This window comes from Methanobrevibacter sp. (assembly GCA_022775905.1).
GTDB lineage: Archaea > Methanobacteriota > Methanobacteria > Methanobacteriales > Methanobacteriaceae > Methanocatella.
In genome coordinates this window covers 28,863-55,802 of sequence record JALFJX010000025.1, presented here as the reverse complement: position 1 = coordinate 55,802, position 26,940 = coordinate 28,863, and the positions used below count along the sequence as shown (strand labels likewise).

Here is a 26,940-nt window from a genome sequence, read left to right as displayed (position 1 = left end):
CCTCTAGAATTCTGTTTTTTCTGGACTGTATAAAGGAGGTTTGATATCTTCAGAAACTCCAGCATAGTAACCAGTTCTTTCACAGTATTTTTTCTGCAATTTGTCAAATATTAATGATACAGGAATGTCCATTGGACATACATCTTCACATTGACCACAGTCACAGCAACTGAAACTCATGTGAGATAACCTTACACCTTGGAAAGCAATAGGACTTGGAGGTACATTTGCTTCATCTTTGAAGTAAGATTTGTTTAATTCACAGTTATGGAAACACCAGCAGACATGACAGATGTCACGGCAAGCATAACAGCTGATACAACGACTCCATTCAGTCATTGCACTTACAGTTGGATATGTTGCTTCTTGGTTCTTTTTAGCCATTTTAATCATGATGTTTTCAACTTTACTTCTTGCTTCAACTGCTGCATCAGCAGGAGTTTTAGTTTCAAGAATTCCCGCTTTTTTAGCACCATCAATTAATTCTTGACCTTTATCATTGTTAATTTCAACAAAAGTCCATCCATCTTCAGCCCCCCCCAGTTTCCACAAGCAATATCTGCTCCTCTAGGGATTTTTACATCATATCTTTGACAGTTTTTACGACATCCATATCCATCAGCTTCAAGATCGTGGATTTTAACTGCTTCTTCAGTTCCGTCTGCAAGTTCAATAATAAATTTACCTTTATCAATTTCTTCACTTACAACATCATCAGGGTCAGCTTCATAGAATAAATCAATCATTTTTCTACCGCTGACTGGTGAAACAGTTCCACCACAGTTCAAACCAATGAAATAAATATTATCTCCGTTAATTTTATGTCTAATGATAAGTTCATGCATTGCTCTCATGTCACAAGGTTTAACTATGACAGCAAGTTTAGTGTCATCATCAACATATTGTTCAATTAAATCTCCAATCATTGTAGGAGCACAGTGGTAAAATCCAGCAGTACTTACTAACTCTTCTGAATCAGTTACAAAAACAGGAGTAGCATCGTAAACATCATCACAAGGACGTAATGCAATAACACCACCAACAAGTTGTTCATCAAGTAAATATTTAAGGACACTGGTTACAGCTCCACCACATTCACCTACACTAAGAATATCATCATTTTGAGATTTTGCTAAAACATAACTCATATCAATCACCTGTTTAACTATTTAATTTTCCAATCACTTCGATTTCACTTAATGTATCAGATTCCACAATAGAAACAAACTCTTGACAAGTACCCATTGCATTTACAAATGATCCATCTTTTTCAAGCCATGTTTTGATAGGAATAACAATATCTGCAGCTTTTGTTGTGTTGTTTTCACATGGAGCAACAACAATAATTTTAGATATTTTTGTAAAATCAAAATCAATTTCATCCACAATATCATCATTGAATACTAACAATACTTTAGTACTGTCCAATACTTCAACAAGTTCATCCAATGATTTAGCTTCAACAATATCAAATGTACCTTTTGAGTTAGCTTTACTAAATACAGGTAATTTTTTGCAGTTGAGTGCTTCAATTTTAGCTAAATCATCAGCAGAATCAACATAATTAAATACAATTACAGATGATTCATCGACATCAACAGCATCTAAGAATTCAGCAACAGAAGTGTTAAAGTTTCATCAGCAATATTAAATGTAACAGATTCTTCTGTTTTGCCTAATGCAGAAATTTTTGCTCCATTTTGTTTTGCATGAACAATTCTTCTACCAATTAAAGGATTTTCAAATAAGAGGTCACCAATGACGATAACATTGCTTGCTTCTTCAACTTCATCATAAGTTGCAACATCAGCAAACTCTTTCAAATTATCTGCATAGAATGCTAAATTGAAATTTTTAGCATCAGCAAACTCTTTAATAGCTTTGACTTCATCAACATCATTGTTACCGGAACAAATTACAGTAACATTGGATGCATCAGCAGATTTTAACTCTTTTAAAGCATCTGCAATTGCATTGTCAACATTAATGTCTGTAAATTTGTTTAAATAGCAATCAATTGAAGTTCTCCCACCTAAACAATTTTTACCAGCATTAACCGGATGTCTTTTATATGGGAAAGTCCCTACAACTTCACCTTCTTTTAAAACTATATTAACTCAACAACCAACACTACAGGTAGGGCATAATGTATGCTTAATCTCCAACATAATATATCTCCAAAAAAGTAGTTAAGGGAGTAAACAAGTGTTCCCACTTGAGAACACCATAGTTATAAAAAAAAGTTTAATCTTAGACTTACCTATAAAATTTCCATCAATCTTAAAGTTAAAATCTAAATTTTCACATTATCTTAAAATAATGTCAAAACTTATTTCACTTCTAAAACATATTTGATAATACAATCAAACCCAACCACACGGTTAAATTTGTCCTAATCAATCCATTATCTTATGTTATATCTCCAAAATACTCCCAAACTATTACATGTCAATTACTTAATTAAGAGGTTTAATTAAATAATTAATACTGTATATATGATATTACATATATAAATCTTGCCTCTTGAACCTACGGCTTTTAAAGAGTTTAAGTAACAAATACAAAAATAAAATAAACTTATTTTAAAAATTAATATATTTAAAACTATTATAAAAAAAATATTTATTTTTAATTGTTCAATTTAAAATTTAAGCTCAAATATCTAAAAAAAAAATTATCACGATTAATCATGAAATATCATAATTAATCATGATTAACATATGACAAATATACAATCAACAAACAAAGAAAAAAATATAAAAAAAGTGAGAGAAGTTATGCACTTCTCTCAAGTACAAAATCTGCAATGTCAACAAGTACTTGTTTAAATGAAGAATCATCTAATATTTCGAGTACTTCTTTAGCTTTATTAACAGATCCTAATGCCAAATTACGAGCATATTCAATAGCATCACAATCAGTTAAAATTTCAATTGCTTCAGCTATATCATCATCTGAGTTTTCATCATCTTTTAAGATTTCAAGTAATCTACCAGATTCATCACTAGCTAAACCTTTAATTGCTATGATAGTCATTTTACCTTTGCCTATGTCAGAGCCAATAGGTTTACCTAATGTTTCTTCATCAGCTGCAAGGTCAAGATAATCATCCTGAATTTGGAATGCGAGACCAATTAAACGTCCATATTCATACATTGCATTAATGACTTCTTCTGATGCTCCACCCATAATAGCTCCTGCTTTTGTAGCAGCTGCAATCAATGCACCAGTTTTTTTGAAGATCATTTCCATGTATTCATCTTCAGTTACATCAAATCTTTCTTCAAAGCCCATATCCAATGCTTGACCTTCACAGATTTTTACACAAGCATCAGCAACAGTAGCTAAAGCTTTATTGTTTTGATCTGAACTGGTTCCTTCAGTTCCAATAATCATTTCAAAAGCTTTTGAAAATAATGTATCTCCTGCAAGAATAGCCACATCATCACCCCAAACTTTATGTACAGAAGGCATTCCTCTTCTCATGTCATCTTGGTCCATGATATCATCATGAATAAGTGAAAATGTATGGATTAATTCAATTGCTGCTGCAGATTTTAATGCAGATTCACGAGCTCCACCAACTGCTTCAGCAGTGATTAAGGTTAAAGCTGGTCTGAGCATTTTACCACCAGCTCTTGTAAGATAAACTGATGCTTCAGCAAGGTTATTAGGAGTAATTATTGCTAATTCTTCTTCGATTGTTTTTGTAATATCATTGGAATAATTTCCAAGTACTTCTTTTATATCACTCATATACATCCCTCATTTAACTTTTAAAAACTTGTGCTTGCGCATTTCTTAATATATGAATATCATATCCGATTCTATATCCTTCTTCTTCTGCAAGTTCTGCATAAGCTGCAAGCATGGTTAAGTCTCCGTGTGCTGGGATAATATGTTGTGGTTTTAACATACGTAAGAATTCTCTGTGGTCTTCTCTTCCAGCGTGTCCAGAAACGTGAGCATTAGGATAAATTCTTGCACCTTTTAATTTTAATCTTCTTTCCATGATATGTCTATTTGCAGCATTAGTAGGATTTGGAATAACATTCGCTGAAATAACTACATTATCGCCTTTTTTGATATTATATGGAGTTCTTCCATTAGCAATTCTTGGAAGTAATGCATCAGGTTCCCCTTGGTGTCCTGTAGTTACGAGTAAATAGTTAGCCCTATCTTCATCAGCTCTCATTAAAGCCTTATTGATTGCTTTAGGGGATCCGTAGATACTAGCGTTTTTAGGTAATTTTAAAATACCTAATTTTTGTGCAATACCACAGAATCTTTCCATGGATCTACCAAGGAAATATATTTCCCTGTGGCTTTTTTTAGCAATGTCTGCAATAGCTTGTATACGTTCTACATGAGATGCAAATGTAGTAACAATCATACCAGTTTTTTCTTGAAGAGGTCCTCTCATTACATCTTCCAATATATTACGAGCAATACGTTCGGAATGAGTTTTAACCTCTTTATAATTTGCAGCGTTAGTTGATTCTACAATTAAAGCAAGTACTCCTTCCCTACCTAATTCTCTTAACCTTTTGTAATCAGGTGGTGGAGATACTTTTTGATGATTGTCAAATTTAAAATCTAAAGCATAAACAATGATTCCTTCCGGAGTGTGTAAAACCGGAAATACTGCCTGCGGAATACTGTGAGTTGATTGAACAAATTCCAAAGTAATATCTTTTGAAAGTTTTAATTTACTACCTGCATTTAAAGGTCTGATTGGATTGTTTACTTTGAATTTACGTTCCCCTTTAATTTGTTTTTCAATTAAAGCAGCAGTATACGGAGTTCCAATTAAAGGTGCATCATATCTGTGTGCTAATTTAGCAACTGCACCAATGTGGTCTAAGTGACCGTGTGAAAAGATTATTCCTTTAACTTTTCCGTCAACATCTTTCATTAAGGTATCGTCAGGAATAACTCCCCTTTCAATTAAATCTAGACTATGCATTCTGTCGATATCTGTATCTTCATGCATACTAATTCTGTCCAAATGGATACCCATATCAAAAATGATGACATCTTCACCAATTTTGACCGCAGTCATGTTCTTCCCAACTTCTTGGTATCCTCCAATAGCGATTATTTCTACGCTCATGTTTTATCTCCTTGAATAATTTTTTGTGTTAATACCTCTTTCATTAAGCCACTCTCTTGTTTTTCCACGAATAACTAAATTAGCTTCTTTTAATTCTTCAATGTTACTAGCACCTACTAAAAACATTGCAATTCTTAAGGAATCATTGAATCTTGAAATGAATTTGTTTAATTGTTCTTGTGAAACGGAATTTTTTAAGAATGGTAAAGCCATACCAACAGCATCTGCCCCAAGAGCAATTGCTTTTGCAGCTTCAAGACCACTGCGAATTCCTCCAGATGAAATTACAGGAACATTAACAGCATTAGTAACTTCAGCAGTACTAATTGCAGTTGGAATTCCCCAATCCCAAAATGTTTCACCTAAATATCTATCTTCAGCCCTGTATGTTTCAACAGCAGCCCAACTAGTTCCACCAGCACCTTCAACATCAATAAAGTCAACACCAGCACCAACCAATGCTTCTGCTGATTCTGCTGAAATACCACAACCAGTTTCTTTTGCAACGATAGGAATATCAACAGCACTTGTGATCTGATTAATTAAATCAAGATATCCTCTTGCATCCAAATCACCTTCAGGTTGTATAGATTCCTGAAGAGGATTTAAATGAATAGCTAAAATATCTGCATCCAATATATCAACAGCTTTTTCAGCTAAATTTAATTGAGGTGCTCCAATATTACCAACAAGTAAACAATTAGGAGCATTTTCACGAACAACAGTATAAGTATCCTCAAGCTCAGGATGTTCACATGCTGCTCTTTGAGATCCAACACCTAATGCAATATTATTAGTTTCAGCTGCAATAGCCAATTGTTTATTAATTTCTTTTGCAGCAGGATGTCCGCCAGTAATAGCAGTAATGAATAATGGTGAATCTAATTTCTTACCAAAAGCAGATGTTGACAAATCAATTTCTTGTTTATCAATTTCCGGCAAAACATTATGGATTAATTCAATATCCTCAAAACCAGTAGTTTTATTCTTAAATGAAACATCATAATTTTCGCAAATTAATAAATGCTCTAATTTTCTATCTGAAATCATGTTAATTTCCCCTTGAAATTACAGTTCCTTTTACATCTTCATTTTCCAATACTTTAAAAATGTTATTCTCAACTTCAGCATTTATTATTTTGGATTCAATTCCTAAATCTGCCAAATATAATAATTCCTTGATTTTCCCAACCATTCCACCGGTGACATCTATATTTGTAGTTCCTTCCAAAGTATCCAAGTCTTCAAGTGAAGAGAACTTATCGAAAAATACAGCATCATCATGTGTTTTTGGGTTTTTGTTATACACACCATCGACATCGGTTCCAAGAATTACTTGATCAGGGTTTAAATTCATTGCCAGGTATTGTATCAATTGATCACCGGAAATAACACAAATTTCCAATTCATCATCCAATACCACATCACCATAAATTACTGGAATAAAACCTTTTTCCAAATAATTTTTAAATGAATCTAAATTACCATTAGTTATTCTTTTATTAGTGGCTGTCATGAAACTTGAAGCAGGTATTGCAACAACAGGTAAACCTTGTTCAATGAATGCTTCACATACATGCATGTTTAATTTTTTAACAGCATTCTGAGTTTCACAAAATCCAATTCTTTTTTGAGGGTACTCGGATTTATCGAATACTTCGCCAATTTTATATTTTTTAGCAGGAGGATGTCCAAATGATCCAGCACCATGTACAATGATTAACTCTTTAGCAGAATTATCTAAAGATGATTTGATTTCAAAAGCTATTCTTTTAAGACTTTCAAAATTAACTTCACTTGTAGATGAATCCTTATTTGTTAAACTACTGCCACCAATTTTTAAAATAATCATGAAATCACTTATAAACCCTTGAAGAGACTCCTCTTCTAGTAAATCTGACTTTTAAAATATTATCATCACGAGCAATAGCATTTGCAACTTCATCAACTTTCCCCGGACAAAGTGCAATAATACTTCCTCCACCACCAGCACCAGTAGTTTTAGAACCAATAGCTCCTGCATCCCTTGCATTATATACCATACGAGATAATTCTAATGTATTAACGCCAATAACATCTAAAAAACCATGATTAATATTCATTAATTCTCCAACTTTATTATAATCCTTTTTCAAAATAGCCTGTTTAGCATAATTGGTTAAATTACCCATTGCAGTAATGACAGGATTAATAATTTTTGGATTTTTATTCTTTAAATTTTTAACATCCTTAACAATCTTTCCAGTATTTCCATGTTTAGTTGTAAAACCTACAACTAATGGAGCATTGAAGTTTACTTTAAAGTGTTCAACCTTTTTATTTCTGGATAAGTAAATAAGACCACCATATGTAGAAACTAAAGTATCAAGTGGACTAGCAGTCCCCTGAACTGCTTGTTCTACCATATGAGCATCATGAGCTAAAGATTTTTTATTAAAACGAATATTGTGATATCTATATAATGCAGCAAGTGTAGCTACAGTAACTGCTGCTGATGAACCAAGCCCTGAACCAATAGGGACATTTGATGATAATGTTATGTCGATTGGAGAGTGGTCATGTGCTCTGTAAAGAGATTCTAAAATATATCTAATAATACCTGGTTTTCCTTTTGTTAAAATGTATTTTTTTTGCCTAGAAATTAATTCTGCTTCAAATCCTATATCTGGAGCTCTAAAAATAGATTTATCAGATTTTGACTCTTTAATTGTAACATAAACCCTTTTATTAACTGCTCCTGCAATTGCAGGTTCACCATAAACAACTGAATGTTCACCAAATAATATAGTTTTTGCCGGAGCGGAAGCCTTTGCGATCATAAAAAAACACCTTTATTTAAAAACTCCTGAAGCATATCCAACAACAGAGCTATAATCACCAGTGACATCACCACTAGTTTGATATGCTAATATTTCACAAGAATTCTTCCCATTTCTCTTAGAAAGTGAAATATTGGTCATTACAGGACCATAACCACACATGGTAATATTATACTGAACGACTTCTTCAAACAATTTGAATTCATTCATTTCTTCAATATCTTCTAAAACAAAGCCATCAACTTTATTTGCTTTTTCCTGATTGTTAAAATGAGATAAATCTGTACTTGCAATAACACAATAGGATTTACCTAACTTATTTCCAGCTTCAAAAATAGCATTTGCTAAATCATTTGAAGTTACAAAAGTTTGTGTTCCCATAGTAATCGGAACTATTTTAAAATCGGAAGAAAAATATTGAAGGAAAGGTAGTTGAACTTCTATACTATGTTCATGAACATGAGCATGGAAATCTGAACTTGCAATATCTGAAATTGAAATTATCTCATCAGCAAATTCATTATCAACTTCAACATTTCCTAAAGGTGTCATCCAAACACCTTCATTAAAAACAGAAATTTCACTACCAAAACCAGTATGATTTGGACTTATAATAATAAAAACTTCAGGAAAACCATTTTTAACGATATTGCAATAGCTATGAGAAGCTATTGCACCAGAATATTGATAACCTGCATGTGGAACCATAACGTTGATAGGGTAATCTTTACCTTCAAATTTATTCAATTCAGGTATAAAACCAACACCTGATTCCTCTAAAAAACAACTCTCAATGAGTCTTTTTAGATTTTCAACATCATCTGGATAAAATGATCCAGCTACGGCAGGTTGTCTTAACATTTAACTCACTTAAAATTTAAGTTCAAAGTCAGTGGAATCAATATCTAAGTCACCGTCTTCAGGAATGTCTCCTCTTTCTCTTAAGATTTGTCTTGCAAGTAACCAGTATACTAAAGCAATAGCTTTTCTACCTTTGTTGTTAACAGGTACTGCAATATCAACAAAACTGAGTAAGTTTTCAGTATCACATAATGCAACAACGAGAATACCGTTTTGTTTGGATTCTAAAACTGCTTGTGCATCAGATCTTGGGTCAGTTACAACAATAACTTTAGGTTCAATGAACTTAGCATAATTTGGGTTGGTTAAAGTACCAGGGATGAATCTACCAGGAATAGTTTTTGCACCGGTGATTTCTCCGAATTTTTTAACAGGAGCTTGACCATATTGTCTGGTTGCTACTACTAAAATATCTTCTGGGTCATATTTTGCTAAGAGTTTTGCGATTTGTCTGATTCTTTCATCAGTTTTTTGAATATCTAATACGTATAAACCATCAGATCTTACTCTGAATATGTATTTTTCCATGTCGCTGGTTTTTTGTTGAGTACCAATGTGTAAACCAGCTGCTAAGTAATTATCTAAATCTATTAATAATTCATCATTTGCCATTTTATCACCTATTTAAAAATCATCTTCAATTATAATACAATCATTTGGACATACGTCCATACATACTTCACAATAACTACATTCTGAAGGATCGACAATTTCAATTTTGTCTCCTTTAAGAACTAATACTTCCATAGGACAAACATCAGAACATTCTGCACAGTCTGCACCATCACATTTATCATAATCAATTGTTATTTTTGACATAATTATCTCCCCAAATCTATTAAAATTTACTCATAGTTGGATTTGGAAGTTCTTCTTCAATACGAATTAGTTCATTTAATTTAGCTATTCTTTCCCCACCAATAGCTCCAGTTTTTATCAACGGAGATGAAAAACCAACTGCTAAATGAGCAATAGTTTCATCAGTAGTTTCACCGGATCTATGTGATACCACAGGGACAATATTATTTTCTTTAGCCAATTTGACAGTGGCATAAGTTTCAGATAATGAACCAATTTGATTTGGTTTAATTATGATAGCATTAGCTGCTTTCATTTCAATACCTTTAGCCAATAAATCTTTATTTGTTACAAATAAATCATCACCGCAAATAAGGCATTTATCCCCAACTTTTGCAGTCAATTGAGAAAATCCTCCAAAGTCAGATTCATCAAATGGATCTTCCACATAAAACATATTGTAAGTATCAATAATATCTTTTACGAAATCAATTTGATCTCCGGTATCTCTTTTGATACCATCTTGAGCATAAATATATTTTTGCTCTTCTGCATTCCATAATTCGGATGCAGCAATATCAAGTGAAGGTCTAATTTCAATACCTAATTCATCCCCTACTTCTTCACAAGCCTGGGCTTGAATTTCTAAAGCAGATTCATTTGAAATATTAGGCACCCATCCACCTTCATCACCTTTACCTCCGGTAAAGTTTGAATCTTTAGTTTGAATTAATTCCTTTAATCTTTTATGAACAGAAGCATTTGCAAAAATTGCATCACCAACATTAGTAGCTCCAACAGGAACAACTAGAAATTCTTGAATATCAGGCGCATTAATACCTGCATGTGCTCCACAATTCATCATATTTCCTAAAGGGAAAGGTAATTCATTTACTAAATTTCCACCAATGTATTTATATAATGGCATACTATAAGATGCAGCTGCTGCTTTAGCTACTGCCATTGAGATAGCAACAGTAGTATTACCACCAATAGCAGATAAATTATCGGTTCCATCAACTTCTTTCAATACTTCATCAATAGTTGCTAAATCTTCAGCATCCATTCCAATGAGTTCAGAAGCAATCAAATCTTCCATTTCACTAACAACTTCATCAATTCCACCTTTAGGATAAGGTACTACTTCACGTGAACCAGTACTTGCTCCGCTAGGTGCTGCAGCTCTACCCTTACTGTTCCAAGTAATTACATCTACTTCGATAGTAGGGTTTCCTCTGCTGTCCAAAATCTTTCGAACTTGGACGTCCTCTATTATACTAACCAAAAAAAACACCTCAGTGCCAATTAATTTATTACCAACTAACCTATACTCCGAAAAAATCAGTAAGTCTATTTATAGAGTTATATTGGTATTTTTTATTTTTTTTAAATAAATATTAGGAATAAATAGAAAAACTATTTATTCATATCTAATAACATCTAATGGTAAAACTCCAGCTTTGAGTTCTTCGTAAGCAATATCTATAGGATCTAAAGAATCTTTAATTTCTACTAAAGGTTTAGCACCCATTGATATTTGAATTGCTCTTGCTCCGAGAAGTCTAGCCCTTTCAAACCTTGTTAATTTTTTTTCAACATCCATGAATATTACTTCCATTTAGGCATATATTTTACCAAGATTATATTTTTATTAAAAAATATCCCTACGTATGTAAAATTATTCCCAAGTTTCCACGTGGGAAATTAACATTCTTCTACAACAATATCTAGTTAAACCTAAATCATCTAAAACATCTTTAGACTTTTCACCAGCAGCTACTCTTTTGTTATATTCATCAAAGTATGCTGATACAGGTTTTCCACAACTTAAACATCTAATAGGAATCATTTACATCATCTTTTTTAATTTAAATAAAATATAAAAGTACAGAAGGAATTATCTGTAACTTTTTTGTTTACGAGCTCTTGCACCAGGACCACCGTATTTTTTAGGTTCGGAACGTCTTGGGTCACCAACTAACATAGTTCTGTCGTATTGAGTGAATTTTTCTTTTAAATCCATATCTTGTGACCATTGAACAAGTCCTTTTGCAATAACCATACGTGCAGCTTCAGCTTGACCCATTACTCCTCCACCAATAACATGGATATTGATATCCACTTCATTAGCTAAGTCGCCAGCTAAGGTTAATGGTTCTTGTAATTTTAAGTTAGCAAGCTCAGGAGAATAAAGTTCTAAAGGAACTCTGTTAATTCTAACTTTACCAGTTCCTTCACGAACAGTACCTCTTGCGATAGCTGTTTTACGTTTTCCACTAGTATGAATAACTTTAACCATAATTACACATCCATCTATCTAAAAGGTAGCTCCTAAAAGTTTGGAGATTTCTCCTAACTCGATACCTTTTTTAATGTTTTTGTATTCTGCTTCAGGAACTGAAGTGAGTTCTGCATCAGCATATTCAGCAGGTACGCCAACAAATGCTTTTAAACCTTTGAATGCAGTTTTACCTTTAGATTTTTTGAAAGGTAACATTCCTCTTACAGTTCTTCTAAATATATCATCTGGTCTTCTAGGATATTTAGGACCTAAGTCACGAGGGTTAGAAATACTTGCCCTGTCAACTCTTTGTTTGTATTTAGCATAAGCCCAATCCCTATTACCAGTTAACATAATTTTTTCAGCATTAATAATAATTACTTCTTCGCCTTCTAAAAGATTTTTACTAGTTACACTAGCTAATCTTCCTAAAATGCAGCCTTCTCCATCAATAATCATAATAACACCTATTCCATAATCCTAATGTTTGATCCTTTAGGATTAGATTCGATTATTTCGTCAATAGCGATGCATTCTCCACCAGCACTTTCGATTTTTTCTTGTGCTTTTGCTGAGAATTTTAATGCTACAACATCTACTTTTTCTGTTAAATTACCATTTGATAAAACTTTACCTGGTACTAAAATAGTTTCACCAGCTTCAGCATGTCTTGCAATATCAGACAAATTTACTTCAGCGGTTCTTCTATTAGACCTTTCAAGCCTTTGTGCAACATCTTTCCAGATAGCTACATCTTCACTTCTTGATTGTTCATAAAGTTTATTAATAAGTTCAATAAGGTTAGGATTAGTTTTTATAATCTTTTTAGCCATTATTTACTTCCTCCTTCTTCACTAAATCTGATAAACTTATCTGCTTTTTCACCTAATACTTCACAAGCTTTTAATAAAACTTCTTTAGGAGGCATTGATCCATCAGTTTCTATTCTAAATATGAAATCATTTTCACGATACCCTACGTTAATGTATCCGTTAGTTGAAGCTCTAACACAGCTTTTACACATAGCACAGTTTTCAATGTCCAAAATCTTAATCTTTTTAGACCTTTTGTCAGATTTTAAAACACCTCTAGGACATGCAGATGCACAGTCATAATCAATTTCCAAATCATCATTGAAAGTGATTTCAGGATATTGTTTGTAAGCACAAACAGTGGTTGGCATCCATTTTGCATGTTCTTTTCCGTATCCTACTTTTGCAACAGCTTCAATATTGAGTTCTTCGTTTTCTTTAAGTTTTACTAAAGGAATGGTATCGTATACTGGTTTAATTTTTGAGTCTGAAGATATTAAATCCTTTGAATAAACTACTTTAGGTCCTTCTTCCTTTAAAGTGAACATGATTCCATTAGTGAACTCTTCCCAATCATCATCTTCAGGTAATGATAATCCTTCAAGAGCATCAAGATCAGAAACTAAAGGAGTTAAACCAAGTCTATGAGCAAGCACCTCATTAAACATAGCGGAATCATTTCTAATAATATTTACATCTTCGATAGCTATTTTTGGTACATTTACCATAGCACATCTTCTAATTGCATTAACAAAAGGTACTTCTGCATCACGAATGATGAATACAATTTCATCATCCTTTTGACTTTTAACTTCTATCTCCATATTAAACCCATCCATCTAAACTCTTCTTCCTCTTTTACCACCAGGTCTTCCAGTACCATCGTGAGGAATTGGAGTAATATCTTCTATTTTTCCTATTTTAATTCCAGCTCTTGCTAAAGCACGGATAGTAGCTTGTGCACCAGGACCCGGACTTCTAGGTCCGTTTCCACCAGGAGCTCTTACTTTGATATGTAAACCAACGAATCCTTTTTCTTTTGCATCATCAGCAATTCTAGTTGCAGCAGCCATAGCTGCGAAAGGTGAAGCTTGTTGTCTGTCTGCACGTACAACTTTTCCACCAGACCATTGGGAAATAGTTTCAGCACCAGTAATGTCTGTTACAGTAATAATAGTGTTATTGAATGATGAGTAAATATTAGCTATACCCCATTTTTCATCTTTTGCCATAATTACACCCTCTATTCCTCAGTATTAACTTTATCAGTTTTACCATTGTTGTACTCTTCAATTTGTTTAGCTACAGGTGAAGAACGGTAGAATCCGATATCATCTTCTTGACCTTTTAAAACTACATAACTTGGTGAGTTGATTTTTTTACCATTTAAAGCTATGTGTCCGTGTACAACAAACATTCTTGCTTCTTTAGGAGTACGAGCTAAACCTTTATTGTAAACAATAGTTTGTAATCTTCTTCTTAAAATATCTTCTACATTTAAGTCTAAGATTTCTTCAAGAGCAGCGCCTTCAGGCAAAACACCAGTTCTAGCTAAGTGTCCTAATAATTCTAATTTTTCTTCTTGCATTTGATCAGTAGCAAAACCGAGTAAGTATCTTGCTTCTCTACTGTATCTTCTGACTAAAGTATCAGCTTTCCAAATTTCTTTTTTATTTTTTAAACCGTATTTAGTCATTAATTTATTTTCATTTTTAATTCTTTCCGCATTCCAAGGATGTGGTGGTGTATTATACTTTTTCCTTGATTTTCTAGGTTGTCCCATTAAAACATCTCCTTTATAAAATTGAATTTAAAATATTAAATTTCTTAAAAAAAAGTTCTATGTCTATCCGCGTGAACGTTTTACACCAACTGAAGAACTTTTTCTGAAAGTAGATTTGGTTCTTTGACCTCTAACAGGTAAACCAACTTCGTGTCTTCTACCTTTGTAACTTCTGGTCTTTTTCATTCTGTTTAAATCATCTCTTAAAGTCATATCAAGATCAGATTCAATTAAGTGAATGTCATCACCAGTTTCATAGTCTTCCCTACGGTTTAACATCCATCTAGGAATGTCAAATTTTTGAGGGTTTTCTAAAATTTCTTCAATTCTTAAAACATCTTCGTCAGCGATGTATCCAATTTTAGCATCTAAATCTAAGTCCAAAATACGGCACATAGTTTTAGATAAAGAGATTCCTACACCTTTAATTTCAGTTAAAGCTTGTTCAATGGTTTTGTTACCATTTACGTCCTTTCTTGAAATACGCACTAAATGCTTAAAATCGTCTTCCATCTTATAACCTCCATTTATAGAGCGAATCTACGAGACGTAAGTAATAGATTCGAATGTTTTGATTAACAAAACACAGTTCTTTCAACAGTTATAAACTTAGTTACTAAAATAACTAAGAGTGCAAAAATATCAGTCTAACAAGTATTTTATAAAGTTAAAAAAATATAGTTAAAAACTAATAAACGCCGAGACTGGGATTTGAACCCAGGAGGGCTGAACGCCCACGAGATTTCCAGTCTCGCGCCTTACCAGGCTAGACTATCTCGGCATAAAATAGTTAGCAAATACTTGCAAATCATATTGTCTAGAATAATATGATAAAATAATATATCTACATTCAACTATATAAAGGTATTGATTAAAAGTAGTGTTTTCCAAAAATATATTACTTATACTAATAATTAGATTGTTCTCATTAATAAACTTAAAAAAAAAAACAAGGTTTATATTCTCTATAAATAATATTAAAGATTAGTGATATCATGGATTTACTACAAACAATAGTAATTATAATAGTAGTTATATTTATTATAGTTACTTTAATACACATGTACAATAACCTTGTTGGACTTAGAAACCGTGTTAAAAACAGTTATGCACAGATTGATGTCCAACTTAAGAGAAGAAACGACTTAATACCAAATCTTGTTGAAACAGTTAAAGGTTATGCTGCTCATGAAAAAGGCGTTCTTGAAGAAGTAACAAAAGCAAGAGCAGGAGTTATGAATGCTTCATCCGTCGAAGAGACAAGTGCTGCAGATAACCAATTAACCGGCGCATTAAAATCACTTTTCGCTGTTGCTGAAAATTACCCTGATTTAAAAGCTAACAGTAATTTCCAACAATTACAAAGTGAATTAAGTGAAACCGAAGATAAAATTGCTTATTCAAGACAATTCTATAATGATGTTGTATTAAAATACAATAATGCATGTCAACAATTCCCAAGCAGCTGGCTTGCAAAAGCATTTGGTTTTAAAGCAGAAGAATATTTCCAAGCTCCTGAAGCGGAAAGGGCAGTTCCTAAAGTAGAATTTTAGATGTGAGGGATTATTATGAATGTTAAAAAAACATTTGTCATAATCTTACTTTTTTTATTATTATTTTCAACAGTAACATTCGTGTCAGCAGATGACGATAGAAGTTATTTAATAGATCAAGCAATTATAGACTTGACGGTTGAAAATAATGGCCTACTACATGTAGAAGAACAGTACGATTATTCATTTGATGGTGCTTTTAATGGAGTATACAGAGATATACCTCTGAAATCCGGAGAAAGTATTGATAATATTGAAATTTATACAGACGGTGCATATGCCGAGTATGAAGTAAGCGATGATGATGGATATAAACACTTGAAAATTTATTTATATTCCGATGAAGCACATACAAAAGGCATAAAAGATTGTGATGTAACTGTTACAATCATGTATGATATGAAAGGAGTAGTGACCCTCTTTAATGATGTTGGTGGACTTCAATACAAACTATGGGGTGAAGAATGGGATGTTCCAGTCAATAATTTGCAATCAACAATCCATTTACCAGGAGATAGTGGAAATGAATACTATTTAAATCCACAAGACTATAACGACACTTCATCATTAAAAGGAGATACAATCACAACTGAAAGTTCATATATCCCGAAAGGAGAATATTATGAAGTTCTTGTCCTAATGCCAGTTGATGATTTCACAAATGCTCCAAACGCAAAGCATGTCAACCAAGATGGTCGTGACATGATAATGAAAAACTTGGAAGACAGCATCAATGGACGTAACTTTTGGAACAACACTTATTTAGTCTTAGGATTATTATCCATTTTAAGCCCGATAGGTGCAATCTACACATATCTTAGATATGGTAGGGAACCTAAGGTAAATTATGAGGGAATATATGAAAGAGACTTACCGACAAATGATCCACCAGAAGTGGTTAATGCATTTATTGAAAATAAAATGAGCATTGGAAAACCTAATATGAAAGGTTTTGAAGCTTCGATTATGAATCTCATAGAGAAAAAAGCCCTTAAGTTGAATGTGCAGGAAGACATCGATACTGAAACAAAAGATTTGATATTAACATTTAACAGCAATGAAGGATTAAGTGAAAGTGAAAAAATCATTTTTGATACATTGCAACACTTTGCTACAAACAACATTTTAAATCTTTCAACATTAAATGGTCAATTATCCTCTGAAATCAACGGAAAATGGTTTATGGAAAAAGTTGGTGACTGGGAAGACAGCGTTGAAAATCAGATGGATGTTTCAAGATACTTTGAGGACAAAGGTACTACAATGATTAACATTATTGGAGCCCTTGGAATCATCTTTGGAATTGCAATAACAGTACTAGGATTCATAACAGAACTGAGAAATGGATTTTATTGTATGATTGCAGGTGTAATTCTAGCAATATTTTCCGTGGCATTGATGATGACACCAGCAGATATTTTTGGAAGATGGACAGAAGAGGGTAGAGTCTACTATCTCAAATGGGAAAACTTGAAGAAGTTCTTGAAGGACAACAGTTTAATTAAAGAACACCCTCCAGAATCAATAGTTGTTTGGAAGAAGTACTTAATTTATGGTGCGGCTCTTGGAGTAGCAGACAAGGTTTACGAATCCATGAAACTGCAAGTACCAAACATATCCGACTATGATGATGACATATTCATGTATCATTATTATGGAGGATATGGAATGATGAACACTGCATTTGCAACCGGTGCAAGTTCAGCAAATCCATCTGACTCAGGCGGATTCGGTAGTGGTGGAGGAGGATCCGGTGGTGGAGGTGGAGGAGCTTTCTAGCTTTTCCATTTCTTTTCTCTTTTTTAAAATACCCTTAAAAAATTACCAATCACTATTAATATAATATAAATTAGGAAAAATAGTCTTATTTTAAATTAATAAATATATGCTAAAAAAAGAAAATGGAAGATAAAATCTTCCAAGTGTTTATTTTCTACATCTTAAAGAGACATTTGAAACTAAAACAAGCAATACCAATAATATAGCAAAGATTGGATTACCTGTATTATGCATGTTATTCTCTACAGAGCCATTTTCATCAGAACCACCATTTACTGAATTAGATTCATTGTTATCTGGTCCAGGATTAGGATTAGGATTAGGACTTGGTCCTGGAGTTGGATCAACAGGAATTGGTTCAGGATCAGGAATAGGTTCTGGACTTGGTTCAGGATCAGCGATAATAGTAACATTAATTGTAGTTGAAGATGGATTATAATTATCATTTCCAGCATATTTAATTACAGCTGTTGTATTTTCAGAAGGTAAAACGACATCAGTAAATACTGCTTTACCATTTTTAACTTCAACAGTATAATTGTTACCGTTGAGAGTTAATGTAGCAGTACCATTCTGAACCGGGTTACTCTCCTCATCCACAATATCTGCTGTAATATTTACTTTATCACCCTCATGACCAGAGACATTCTTACTTGTAGTTGTAGTATTCAAAACCACTATTGCAAGAAGGATTTCAATAGTTTCAATGATTAAAGTACCTACAGAATCCAGATAATAATCATTTCCAACATAATCAACATCATAATTGAAAGTACCTACTTCCCCAGTAACCTAACATCCTTAAATATGACTTTACCATCATTAACAGTAGCAGAATACCAGTACCATCAATAGTAGATTTCACAGTACCATTAGCAACAGAAACACCAAACTCACCCACAACAGAAACCGGAATATCCATAATTGAATTAGTCTTATTTACCACTTTATCAGCACTGACAACAGTATTCAAAGGAACTACTTCCAAATCAACATTGTTTGAAGTGCATTCAAGATAAATATTTGAATTTTCATCAGGAATATATTTCGCATAGAAAGTGTAATTTCCAGTTTTGCTAGGAGTATATACAAATGATCCGTCAGGAGCACTGCTTCCAATTTTTGTACCGTTAGAAAGATAATATTCTACTGTTCCTGAAGTTATAGGAATATTGTCTGTAAGATCCTTAACAGTAAGAGTTAATTTAACAGAGTTTCCAATTTTAATTAAAGAAGAGTTAATACTTAAAGTAATATTATTTTCTTTATAAATATAAAACCCCTCTACGTAAACATGACTTGCTCCTTGAGGATTAATATCAATAGTATCATCTTTAACAACAGGAGTAACTTTACTACCATCAACAGTGTAAGTAAAATAATGTCCATCAGAATATTTATCTAAATTTAGATTTTTTATCCCAATAGATGGAATTGAAATTTTTACACTAGAAAATAATCTATCTTTAACATCAACAACAATATGGAATGTTTGGCCTTCAGTTACATATTCAGGAGCCCAATATACATGGAATTCATCAGAACCACCACCTTCAGTAGTAACACCCCCACTTACGGATTCAAAATGTGAGAGAATATTTGATACATCTTCATGAAAGGTTCTAAATCATATGTATGATTATAATGTCCAGGACTATCTGGAATGAAAGGACTACTATCAGAAGATGCCTCCAAAGCATCATCATTTGATATTGCATTAGAATCATCAGATTCATCCCCAACAACATTATCCTCATCAATAGAATCTGAAATTAAAGGCTCAACACTATCATCAGAAGAATTATCTGCAATTGAATCACTAGCGCTAACAATAGATATTGTTCCAAGTAAAACCATTATGAAAAGTGTGAATAACAACATTTTGCGTCCAATTAACTTGTGTTTAATCATTTTCACCTCCCTTTACAGTCAATAACATTATAATAATCAATTATAATGGGAGTATAAAATATTAATTTAGGCAAAAGCACAATCTTCCGATACCCCTCAACAATTATAACTCATATGAATAAATATACAATCAATTACATATAAGTTATACTTGTAATATTATTCTTACAAATATATTAAAACAAAGATATAAAAATAATTAAAATATAAACAAAATAATAATTTCCACCATAACTATATTCCACTTTGTAAATGCCTTTTTCCAGCGAAGGTAACTTGAAATTCACAATACCTTCGCTATTAGTCTTTTTAGAATAGGTTATTCCATTAATTTTGATTTTAATTATTTTTCCTGAATTAGAATCATCGTTTAAACTAGTGGATAATTTAATCTTAACTTCTTTAGTATCATTTGAACGGAATGTGTAAAAGCTAGAAGTTAATTTTGTAGATGCTTTCCTTTTAAAAATTTTAACTATGACTTTTTTGACAAACCGTCATTATTATAGGAAACAATCTTATATGTACCTGCTTTAAGTTTTTTTAAATATAAATCACATTACCATAGGAATTTGTTTTAATTTTATAAGTCTTACTGTTAATTTTAATTTTAACATATTTTTTAGCTAAAACTTTCCCATTGCTTTTAAAGAATTTTGCTGTAAATTTCTTGTTATCTCCTGCAACCTTATTGAGATTACTTGAACTTATTGTTGATAAAATTTTAAATGTTGTTGTTAACTTATACCTGTGATTGGATCTGAAGAAACAATTTTGTAGGTACCTGGCTTTAGATTTACAGATATACTTACAAAACCTTTACTGCTAGTTTTAACAGAATATGATTTTCCATTAACAGTAATTTTAACATATCTATTTGCCAAATAGTTCCCATCACTCTTAAAGAAGGTTGCACTATACTTTTTACTTCCTTTATAATATTTTGATATATTGCTAGCCTTTATTGTAGACAATACTTTAAAATTAGAAGTTAAATTACAAGATTCATATGTATCATCACCAGTAAAAACAATAGTTGATTTATAATTTCCAGGATTGAGTTTTAAATTGAAATTAGCAACACCGTTACTGTCAGTTATAGCAGTATAATTAATATTATTTATCCTCAAAGTAACAGTTTTATTTCCTAAAACAGTATTATTTGAATCTTTTAGAGTTATATGATAAGACCCTTTATAATAAGTACTAGTTGTTGGTGATGTTAACTGTGTTTTATTTTTGATAGTTTCATTTAAAGAATCATCAAGTGATGTATTTAAATGAGAATTAACATCACTTTGAATAGAATTATTATCAATAGGACTTATAGATGAATCAGTCGCATTAATATCAGCTGCTTGAATTGAATTAACTGAAACAAATATTAAAATCAAACACAAAATAAACCTATTTTTCTAATCAAAATAACAAACCTCATATATAAAATATAACAATCAACATAAAATAATATTCACAAAAGAAATATTACCTCTTTATTTAATTTAAACATTAGTATTTTAACCACTTGGGTCAAAAATACAAGAAAATTATTTCCAGAATCTTGGATAAGTATCTGGCTTCATCAATACTTTAGAAACATTAACTGCAAAACCTGAGTCAGATTCTAAAATTTCATTTGAAGTTAATAAAGAACGACCTGCACCAACTAATTCACCTTTAAGTGTAAATATTGCCACAATATCATTCTTTTGAATATTATCAGCAAGTTCTGCAATTCCACCACATGCCAAATCAGCACCATGACAAATTGCATCAACTGCAGAATCCTTAACAATGATTTTTGGTAGATAGTCCGCAGCCCTTTCCATTGGCATAATTGCTTGACGCAAGAATGAATCATCCCCATCTTCAATATAGAAATGATATGCATCAGTTACATCCTGTAATGTAACCAAATTATTTTTTTCATTGAATGAACCTACCTGTGTCCTTCTAAGTTCAGCCATATGTGCTCCAACACCCAAAGCTTCACCAATATTATGGCAGTAAGTTCTAACATAAGTTCCAGCTTCACAACCTATTCTGAATAAAACATCACGACCATCAATTTCATAAATGGTAGCATAATACACATTACGTGTTCTTAATTCACGTTTTACAGCAGATTTTACAGGTGGAAGTTGATAAATTTTACCAGTGAATTCAGCAAACACTTCACGAATTCTATCTTCAGGCACATCTTGATGGAATGTTAATAAACATACATATTCCTTAGGAGCAGTCAATAATAATTGAATCGCTCTGGTTGCATCATCCAAACCAACAGGTAAAATTCCAGTTACTTTAGGATCTAATGTTCCACCATGTCCTGATTTTTCCAACGGTAAAATTCTTTTAACCCAAGAATCAATTTCATGAGAAGTTGGACCAGATGGCTTATCTAAATTAATAACTCCTTTAGAAATATATTCAGAAATTTCTCTTTCCTCCGGTTTACATCCAAACTCAGGAGAAGTAAAACTTTTAGACTTGACTACCATATTGAACTTCATAAAATAAACCCTTGAATATTAAATAAAAAAATAGTTAAATAAAAAAAGATATGAATAAATTAAATTATTCATTTAAATTTATAAGCCAGCTAAAGCTGCTTTGATAGATTCTGCATCACCAGAAACATCGATAGAATCTGCAGTTGGTTCTAAGTGAGCGATGTTACATCTTCTGTTTTTTACAGCTTCACCAATTACTTCTACAAAGTTTTCATCGATAATTTCAACGATTGCGCATTTTTCGCCTGCTTCTCTACCAGCAGTTTTAACACATACTCTACCTACTTCGATTGATGCCATTTATATCACCTTTAATGTTGTTGTAATGATTTCTGATATGCTTTCTGGATCAAAGCTATCAGTATTTATAATTAAATCATAGATTTCCATATTACTGATATCAATATTATGGATTTCTTTGTATCTTAAAACTTCGCTTTCTTCACGAATAATAATTTCGCTTTTAGCTACATCAACAGATTTGTTCTCTCTTTCAGCAATCCTTTTGGATCTAACATCAAATGGAGTCATTAAACAAATTCTCAAATCAGCATTATCAACAAAAAATGCAGACAATCTTCCTTCAAGAATCAAATTATCTGTAGACTTAGCTTTTTCAGCTTGACGCTTATCAATTTCCTTATCTATTTCATCATTACCTTCAGCAAATTCACTGAATTCAAGAACACTCATTCCCCTCTCAGCAGCCATTTCTCTAAAGATAAAACCTGCAGAAATATAAGGAACATTCAATTTTTCACTTAACACTTGGGCAAGTGTTGTTGTTCCAGTTCCAGCTAACCCGCCGATTGTAATTATCATTATTTTCTAGCCTCGTTTTTGAAAAGTTTACGAGCACAAGCTGAACATAAGTACCCACCGTATGGACGGCTAGGTCTTTTAGCGGTTTTTGATAATTTTCCAATTTCATATGGACGTCCACGAGGAACACCATGTAATACTGCACCACATTCAGCACAAACATGCTTAGATGGTTTTTTCTTTTTGTATCTTAAAACATTTTCTCCACCAGGAGTGTTTTTATGAACTCTTTTATATGATCTTGATCTGAACCTATTAGCAGGCATTTAATCACCTATAATAATTTTTAATAATTTGAATAATTGTGTAATAGCGTATTCAAAATAGAATATTTATATATCTATTACTCATTATTTATAAAGGTATAGTTTTTAGGGTTATTTAGAACCCTTGTTTGAATCCTAGGAATTTTCTTAATATTTGACTCATGCCAAAAGTACAAATCATATACCATAACAACCAACCAATTCCATATGGAATGGTAGCTTCACCACCATAGAAAATACTACCTACAACATGCCAAAGTGGAGTTAAAGTAACCCAATAAACAGTAGTTGGTAATATTACTACTAAATCATTAATTGCAGATGCTCTCATCCAAAAGAATATTAAAATAATTGGGACAAAAGTAACAATCATTGGTTTGAATTGTTCTGACATCATTGCAGTATTTTCTTTCATGATTTCAGTTTGTCTAGCTTGGAGTTCAGCAAGTTTTTTACCGTCTCCTCTTTTTTGAGCATCTCTAAGTTCTTTATTGAACTCTTTCATTTTTAATTGTTTTTCATTTAATGCATCTTGATCAACCAAATACTTATTAGCAACAGTTGTAATTAAAGATACAATGAATGCAATAATCAATACAGTTAAAGCTGGATTGCTTGGATTTGGATCCATAGCAAGAATCGGATTGAAAATAGCGTTTAAAACACCGTAAACCATTCCCATAATATCAAACATAATATACCTCTATTAATAATTTATAAATTTAAAACATCAACTAATTTTGAAACAGATGAATCTAAATGATTATCATGGTTTTCTACGATTTTAACAGTAGCACCTGTTAAAGTTGCATAAGCCATAGAAGTTGCTCTGTTCATTTCTTGATGTAATTGAATTTCTTTAGCTTTTTGAACATCTCTTTGACGAGTTTCATCATTTAATCTTCTGTAAATGATTTCATCAGCGTTAGCTTCAATTAAAATAAAAAGATCTGGTTGTAATTGTTCTAAAACCCAAATTGGGAGACCTGGTAAAAATCCTGCAGGTGTGTTAATAGTACAATGAGTATCTACAATAACATTATCATTTTCAGATCTTTGTTTAATTTCTTTAGCTGCTTTAGCTTGAATTTCTTTTTGTGTTTCAGCTGGTAATTTTCTTAAAGAATCTCTATCTTCAACAATATTTTCCTTAATAGCAATTTCAGTCATTATGTCCCCATAATTTAAGTGAACATATTCAACTTTTTCTAAAGCTTTATTAAGTAAAGTTGTACTTCCAGAACCAGGAATACCGGTTAATACTACTAATTTCATTTTAATCCCCCATATTGTTAAAAGAAAAAAAGGAGAAATTAATCTCCTCCTAAAACTTTCCTTAAAACAGGATTTGCGGACATAAGTTGCTCTTGAGCCATTTCTTCATAAAGTTTATGGAGAATACCTACAGTAAGCAATACACCAGTACCTCCACCTAAAGCACCAGTTAAATCTGCAAGGAAAGCAATAAGACCTACATAAATACCACTGATAATGGTAAGTGCAGGAATATATTTTTTCAAAATTTTATATAATTGACGTTTACTACTTCTGAATCCAGGTATTTGAATACCAGATTTATGAAGTTGCTCAGAAATCTTTTTAGCATTTAATCCGCTGATTTCTACCCATAAGTATGAGAATAACATACAACATGCAATGAAGAATACTGCATATACAAGAACGTGAATAGGTTCTGTAATAAACATGGTTAAGTTAGGTGTGGACAATAACCAAGCAATACCATCAACAGCTTTACCATTTTGAAGATGTCCTAAAATTGGAACACCAATTTTTTGGAAAACATTTGCAAATAAAGTAACATTTACAAGTAATGCACTTGTTAAAATTACAGGCATATTACTTGAGTAAACAAATTTTAATGGATATTTACCAACAGATCCTCTAATTCTACCGTGACCTTTAACTTGACCATGAGAAATAGGGATTTCCACTTTCATTGATTCACCATACAATACAACTAAGAATACAATAATGGTTGCAATTAATGGAATCAATATTGAAAAGTCAAAAGTACCAGCAGAAGCTAGTTGGATAAATTTAGGAATAATACCTGCTAACAATCCGTCAGAACCATTTAAGATACTGAATGTACCTACAATAATAGCTTGACATACACCAGCTGCAATGAATAAACCAATACCACTACCGAATCCCCATTTTGAAACAACTTCATCAAGGTAAATAATTACTAATGCACCAACAACAAGTTGAGCAATTAATATCAAGGTATAAGAACCATCCATAGGAACTAAGTTACCAGTTAATACCAAAACACTTGCTTCGAATACTGTAAAAACAATGGAAAGAATCTTTTGAGTAGCTTGGAAATGTGATTTATCCTTATGAGAAGACAAATCTAAATCCAAAAGATTTGAACCAACTAATAATTGTAAAACAATAGATGCAGTAACAATCGGACCAATACCTAAAGTAAGAATAGAACCGAAACTTCCTGCCATAACTGCTCTTAACTGAGCAAATGAATCAATAGCTCCAGGAGCTAACCCATATAACGGAATTTGAGTTAATATAAAATATAAAACTAAAACAAGAGCAGTCCATTTGAGTTTTTCATTGAAGTCTTCTCTGTGAACAGGAGATTTAACTTCAGGGATAACTTTAAAGACAGGCTCTAAAAATTCTAGTGCGGACATTTTTTTCCTCTAATAATAAAAAGAGAAAAAAGCTATAATTCTATAGCTTCTCCTCCTAATTCTTCAATTTTTTCAACAGCAGATGCTGAAAATTGAGGAGCTGAAATTTTGAAAGTTTTGGTAATTTTACCTTTACCTAAAACTTTGTCGTAACCTAATTCAGTTACATCAATTACAATAGCACCACCATCTTGAGATGCTTTACCGCTTGCGAGTAATTTATCAGCTTGTTCTTCTAAGTAGTTTAAATTAACAGCATTGACTTTATTAATCATTTTTTGAGGTCTTTTGAAACCGTGTTTACCAAAGTGGTCACGATCGTGGATTACAGTCCAGGTCCAGTGTTGTTTACCCATACCTGCTTTACCTTTACCACCTTTGTTACCTGCACCTCTACGTTTTTTGGTACAGCCTCCACCGTTGGATCTAGAACCTCTTTGTTTGTTAATTTTACGTTTTGTTCTAATCATAAATATACACCTGATTTAAAGCATTTTCTTTGCGAGATCTTTAATATTTTCTCCCCTGTAACCTAAGGATCCGCCTTCTTGTACGGATAAACGAATGTCTTCGTATCCTTTTCTAGGAGGGTGTAAACGGAATACAGGTTTGATTCCTACATCAGCTAATTTAACTTTAGCTTCAACAACTGCTTTAGCTAAATCTGCGATGTCTTTGTAATCAGTATTTTCAGCAACGTATTCGTCAGTAACTTTTACATTACCTGGGAGTCTACCTCTTTTAGCGATGATAGCAGCTAAACAATCTGCATCAACTTCACCCCAGGTGATGTAATCCTTAGCTTTTTGAAGCATACCTTCGTAACTAGGGTTTTCATCAACGAGTACTGCGTGGCTGATTCTGTTAAGTCTTAACATATCTAAGGTGTCAGCAATATTTTGGATAACACCAGTAGTTCCTCTAACTCTAATAACTAAAAACATATAATCACCA

General features: G+C 32.3%; 36 protein-coding genes, 1 tRNA gene and 1 pseudogene. 3 read left to right on the top strand and 35 right to left on the bottom strand.

The genetic code is table 11. From position 1 onward, the window contains the following. Positions 1 to 3: 3 nt before the first annotated feature. The 3 genes and pseudogenes from MR875_07440 to MR875_07430 all read right to left on the bottom strand — a co-directional run bounded on the left by MR875_07440 (position 4) and on the right by MR875_07430 (position 1,823). Positions 4 to 1,154 (bottom strand): annotated as a pseudogene (locus MR875_07440) (Coenzyme F420 hydrogenase/dehydrogenase, beta subunit C-terminal domain). A 7-nt stretch (positions 1,155 to 1,161) separates the two neighbouring features. After that, positions 1,162 to 1,449: a molybdopterin-dependent oxidoreductase gene (locus MR875_07435; protein ID MCI6994667.1), complete on the bottom strand. Its 288-nt coding sequence runs from the start codon at positions 1,447 to 1,449 to the stop codon at positions 1,162 to 1,164. Positions 1,450 to 1,604: 155 nt separating this feature from the next. Beyond that, the gene (locus MR875_07430) at positions 1,605 to 1,823 is read right to left on the bottom strand and encodes a hypothetical protein (protein ID MCI6994666.1); all 219 of its coding nucleotides are present in this window, start codon (positions 1,821 to 1,823) and stop codon (positions 1,605 to 1,607) included. Positions 1,824 to 1,845: 22 nt separating this feature from the next. On the opposite strand from MR875_07430, the gene MR875_07425 reads away from it, so the two are divergent. Beyond that, positions 1,846 to 2,010 carry a hypothetical protein gene (locus MR875_07425; protein ID MCI6994665.1) on the top strand — a complete coding sequence of 55 codons (165 nt, stop codon included), beginning with the start codon at positions 1,846 to 1,848 and terminating at the stop codon, positions 2,008 to 2,010. A gap of 765 nt (positions 2,011 to 2,775) precedes the next feature. Here the strand turns inward: MR875_07425 and idsA are convergent. The 19 genes from idsA to MR875_07330 all read right to left on the bottom strand — a co-directional run bounded on the left by idsA (position 2,776) and on the right by MR875_07330 (position 15,248). Beyond that, positions 2,776 to 3,756: a short chain isoprenyl diphosphate synthase IdsA gene (idsA, locus tag MR875_07420; protein MCI6994664.1), complete on the bottom strand. Its 981-nt coding sequence runs from the start codon at positions 3,754 to 3,756 to the stop codon at positions 2,776 to 2,778. 13 nt (positions 3,757 to 3,769) lie between these two features. Further along, entirely contained in the window at positions 3,770 to 5,113 is a 1,344-nt protein-coding gene (locus MR875_07415) for an RNase J family beta-CASP ribonuclease (GenBank protein ID MCI6994663.1), read from the bottom strand. A 3-nt stretch (positions 5,114 to 5,116) separates the two neighbouring features. Further along, on the bottom strand, positions 5,117 to 6,163 hold the full coding sequence (fni, locus tag MR875_07410) for a type 2 isopentenyl-diphosphate Delta-isomerase (GenBank protein MCI6994662.1): 1,047 nt from the start codon (positions 6,161 to 6,163) through the stop codon (positions 5,117 to 5,119). A 1-nt stretch (position 6,164) separates the two neighbouring features. Next, entirely contained in the window at positions 6,165 to 6,965 is an 801-nt protein-coding gene (locus MR875_07405; protein ID MCI6994661.1) for an isopentenyl phosphate kinase, read from the bottom strand. 4 nt (positions 6,966 to 6,969) lie between these two features. Continuing rightward, the gene (gene mvk, locus MR875_07400) at positions 6,970 to 7,932 is read right to left on the bottom strand and encodes a mevalonate kinase (protein ID MCI6994660.1); all 963 of its coding nucleotides are present in this window, start codon (positions 7,930 to 7,932) and stop codon (positions 6,970 to 6,972) included. Between the two features lie 12 nt (positions 7,933 to 7,944). Further along, complete coding sequence (locus MR875_07395; protein ID MCI6994659.1) at positions 7,945 to 8,793, bottom strand: MEMO1 family protein; 849 nt, start codon at positions 8,791 to 8,793, stop codon at positions 7,945 to 7,947. A 9-nt stretch (positions 8,794 to 8,802) separates the two neighbouring features. After that, positions 8,803 to 9,405, bottom strand: a complete 603-nt coding sequence (gene rpsB, locus MR875_07390; GenBank protein MCI6994658.1) for a 30S ribosomal protein S2 — start codon at positions 9,403 to 9,405, stop codon at positions 8,803 to 8,805. A gap of 12 nt (positions 9,406 to 9,417) precedes the next feature. After that, positions 9,418 to 9,612: a 4Fe-4S binding protein gene (locus MR875_07385; GenBank protein ID MCI6994657.1), complete on the bottom strand. Its 195-nt coding sequence runs from the start codon at positions 9,610 to 9,612 to the stop codon at positions 9,418 to 9,420. Positions 9,613 to 9,631: 19 nt separating this feature from the next. Then, complete coding sequence (eno, locus tag MR875_07380; protein ID MCI6994656.1) at positions 9,632 to 10,876, bottom strand: phosphopyruvate hydratase; 1,245 nt, start codon at positions 10,874 to 10,876, stop codon at positions 9,632 to 9,634. Positions 10,877 to 11,011: 135 nt separating this feature from the next. Then, complete coding sequence (locus MR875_07375) at positions 11,012 to 11,209, bottom strand: DNA-directed RNA polymerase subunit K (protein ID MCI6994655.1); 198 nt, start codon at positions 11,207 to 11,209, stop codon at positions 11,012 to 11,014. Positions 11,210 to 11,269: 60 nt separating this feature from the next. Further along, the gene (locus MR875_07370; GenBank protein MCI6994654.1) at positions 11,270 to 11,440 is read right to left on the bottom strand and encodes a DNA-directed RNA polymerase subunit N; all 171 of its coding nucleotides are present in this window, start codon (positions 11,438 to 11,440) and stop codon (positions 11,270 to 11,272) included. Positions 11,441 to 11,488: 48 nt separating this feature from the next. Beyond that, positions 11,489 to 11,890, bottom strand: a complete 402-nt coding sequence (locus tag MR875_07365; GenBank protein MCI6994653.1) for a 30S ribosomal protein S9 — start codon at positions 11,888 to 11,890, stop codon at positions 11,489 to 11,491. Between the two features lie 18 nt (positions 11,891 to 11,908). Continuing rightward, positions 11,909 to 12,331 (bottom strand): 50S ribosomal protein L13, encoded by a 423-nt coding sequence (locus MR875_07360; protein ID MCI6994652.1) that lies wholly within the window; start codon positions 12,329 to 12,331, stop codon positions 11,909 to 11,911. Between the two features lie 8 nt (positions 12,332 to 12,339). Then, the gene (locus MR875_07355; GenBank protein ID MCI6994651.1) at positions 12,340 to 12,705 is read right to left on the bottom strand and encodes a 50S ribosomal protein L18e; all 366 of its coding nucleotides are present in this window, start codon (positions 12,703 to 12,705) and stop codon (positions 12,340 to 12,342) included. Beyond that, the gene (locus tag MR875_07350; protein MCI6994650.1) at positions 12,705 to 13,508 is read right to left on the bottom strand and encodes a DNA-directed RNA polymerase subunit D; all 804 of its coding nucleotides are present in this window, start codon (positions 13,506 to 13,508) and stop codon (positions 12,705 to 12,707) included. The genes MR875_07355 and MR875_07350 overlap by 1 nt, the downstream gene beginning before the upstream one ends. 15 nt (positions 13,509 to 13,523) lie before the next feature. Continuing rightward, positions 13,524 to 13,916, bottom strand: coding sequence for a 30S ribosomal protein S11 (locus tag MR875_07345; GenBank protein ID MCI6994649.1), 393 nt, complete (start codon positions 13,914 to 13,916; stop codon positions 13,524 to 13,526). Positions 13,917 to 13,927: 11 nt separating this feature from the next. Then, positions 13,928 to 14,467 (bottom strand): 30S ribosomal protein S4, encoded by a 540-nt coding sequence (locus tag MR875_07340; protein ID MCI6994648.1) that lies wholly within the window; start codon positions 14,465 to 14,467, stop codon positions 13,928 to 13,930. Positions 14,468 to 14,530: 63 nt separating this feature from the next. Beyond that, complete coding sequence (locus MR875_07335) at positions 14,531 to 14,980, bottom strand: 30S ribosomal protein S13 (GenBank protein ID MCI6994647.1); 450 nt, start codon at positions 14,978 to 14,980, stop codon at positions 14,531 to 14,533. 183 nt (positions 14,981 to 15,163) lie between these two features. Next, positions 15,164 to 15,248: transfer RNA gene (locus MR875_07330), tRNA-Ser, on the bottom strand. Positions 15,249 to 15,462: 214 nt separating this feature from the next. On the opposite strand from MR875_07330, the gene MR875_07325 reads away from it, so the two are divergent. Further along, complete coding sequence (locus tag MR875_07325) at positions 15,463 to 16,020, top strand: LemA family protein (protein MCI6994646.1); 558 nt, start codon at positions 15,463 to 15,465, stop codon at positions 16,018 to 16,020. Positions 16,021 to 16,035: 15 nt separating this feature from the next. Beyond that, positions 16,036 to 17,799 carry a DUF2207 domain-containing protein gene (locus tag MR875_07320; protein ID MCI6994645.1) on the top strand — a complete coding sequence of 588 codons (1,764 nt, stop codon included), beginning with the start codon at positions 16,036 to 16,038 and terminating at the stop codon, positions 17,797 to 17,799. A 147-nt stretch (positions 17,800 to 17,946) separates the two neighbouring features. Here MR875_07320 and MR875_07315 read toward each other — a convergent pair whose 3' ends face one another. The 13 genes from MR875_07315 to MR875_07255 all read right to left on the bottom strand — a co-directional run bounded on the left by MR875_07315 (position 17,947) and on the right by MR875_07255 (position 26,930). Continuing rightward, on the bottom strand, positions 17,947 to 18,471 hold the full coding sequence (locus tag MR875_07315; protein MCI6994644.1) for a hypothetical protein: 525 nt from the start codon (positions 18,469 to 18,471) through the stop codon (positions 17,947 to 17,949). An 88-nt stretch (positions 18,472 to 18,559) separates the two neighbouring features. Then, on the bottom strand, positions 18,560 to 18,787 hold the full coding sequence (locus MR875_07310; protein ID MCI6994643.1) for a hypothetical protein: 228 nt from the start codon (positions 18,785 to 18,787) through the stop codon (positions 18,560 to 18,562). A 584-nt stretch (positions 18,788 to 19,371) separates the two neighbouring features. Next, positions 19,372 to 19,710: a hypothetical protein gene (locus MR875_07305; protein ID MCI6994642.1), complete on the bottom strand. Its 339-nt coding sequence runs from the start codon at positions 19,708 to 19,710 to the stop codon at positions 19,372 to 19,374. Positions 19,711 to 20,447: 737 nt separating this feature from the next. Then, on the bottom strand, positions 20,448 to 21,104 hold the full coding sequence (locus tag MR875_07300; protein ID MCI6994641.1) for a hypothetical protein: 657 nt from the start codon (positions 21,102 to 21,104) through the stop codon (positions 20,448 to 20,450). A 153-nt stretch (positions 21,105 to 21,257) separates the two neighbouring features. Then, positions 21,258 to 22,223, bottom strand: coding sequence for an RNA-guided pseudouridylation complex pseudouridine synthase subunit Cbf5 (locus tag MR875_07295; GenBank protein ID MCI6994640.1), 966 nt, complete (start codon positions 22,221 to 22,223; stop codon positions 21,258 to 21,260). Positions 22,224 to 22,301: 78 nt separating this feature from the next. Then, positions 22,302 to 22,523 (bottom strand): 50S ribosomal protein L14e, encoded by a 222-nt coding sequence (locus MR875_07290; GenBank protein ID MCI6994639.1) that lies wholly within the window; start codon positions 22,521 to 22,523, stop codon positions 22,302 to 22,304. Next, positions 22,524 to 23,045, bottom strand: coding sequence for an AAA family ATPase (locus MR875_07285; protein ID MCI6994638.1), 522 nt, complete (start codon positions 23,043 to 23,045; stop codon positions 22,524 to 22,526). After that, entirely contained in the window at positions 23,045 to 23,311 is a 267-nt protein-coding gene (locus tag MR875_07280) for a 50S ribosomal protein L34e (GenBank protein ID MCI6994637.1), read from the bottom strand. The genes MR875_07285 and MR875_07280 overlap by 1 nt, the downstream gene beginning before the upstream one ends. Before the next feature lie 115 nt (positions 23,312 to 23,426). Continuing rightward, positions 23,427 to 24,005 (bottom strand): EMC3/TMCO1 family protein, encoded by a 579-nt coding sequence (locus MR875_07275; protein MCI6994636.1) that lies wholly within the window; start codon positions 24,003 to 24,005, stop codon positions 23,427 to 23,429. A 20-nt stretch (positions 24,006 to 24,025) separates the two neighbouring features. Continuing rightward, complete coding sequence (locus MR875_07270) at positions 24,026 to 24,586, bottom strand: adenylate kinase (protein MCI6994635.1); 561 nt, start codon at positions 24,584 to 24,586, stop codon at positions 24,026 to 24,028. A gap of 38 nt (positions 24,587 to 24,624) precedes the next feature. Next, positions 24,625 to 25,986, bottom strand: coding sequence for a preprotein translocase subunit SecY (gene secY, locus MR875_07265; protein ID MCI6994634.1), 1,362 nt, complete (start codon positions 25,984 to 25,986; stop codon positions 24,625 to 24,627). Between the two features lie 32 nt (positions 25,987 to 26,018). After that, positions 26,019 to 26,456, bottom strand: a complete 438-nt coding sequence (locus tag MR875_07260; protein ID MCI6994633.1) for a 50S ribosomal protein L15 — start codon at positions 26,454 to 26,456, stop codon at positions 26,019 to 26,021. 15 nt (positions 26,457 to 26,471) lie between these two features. Then, a complete protein-coding gene (locus MR875_07255) occupies positions 26,472 to 26,930 on the bottom strand; it encodes a 50S ribosomal protein L30 (protein MCI6994632.1) in 459 nt (152 codons plus the stop codon). Positions 26,931 to 26,940: the final 10 nt, after the last annotated feature.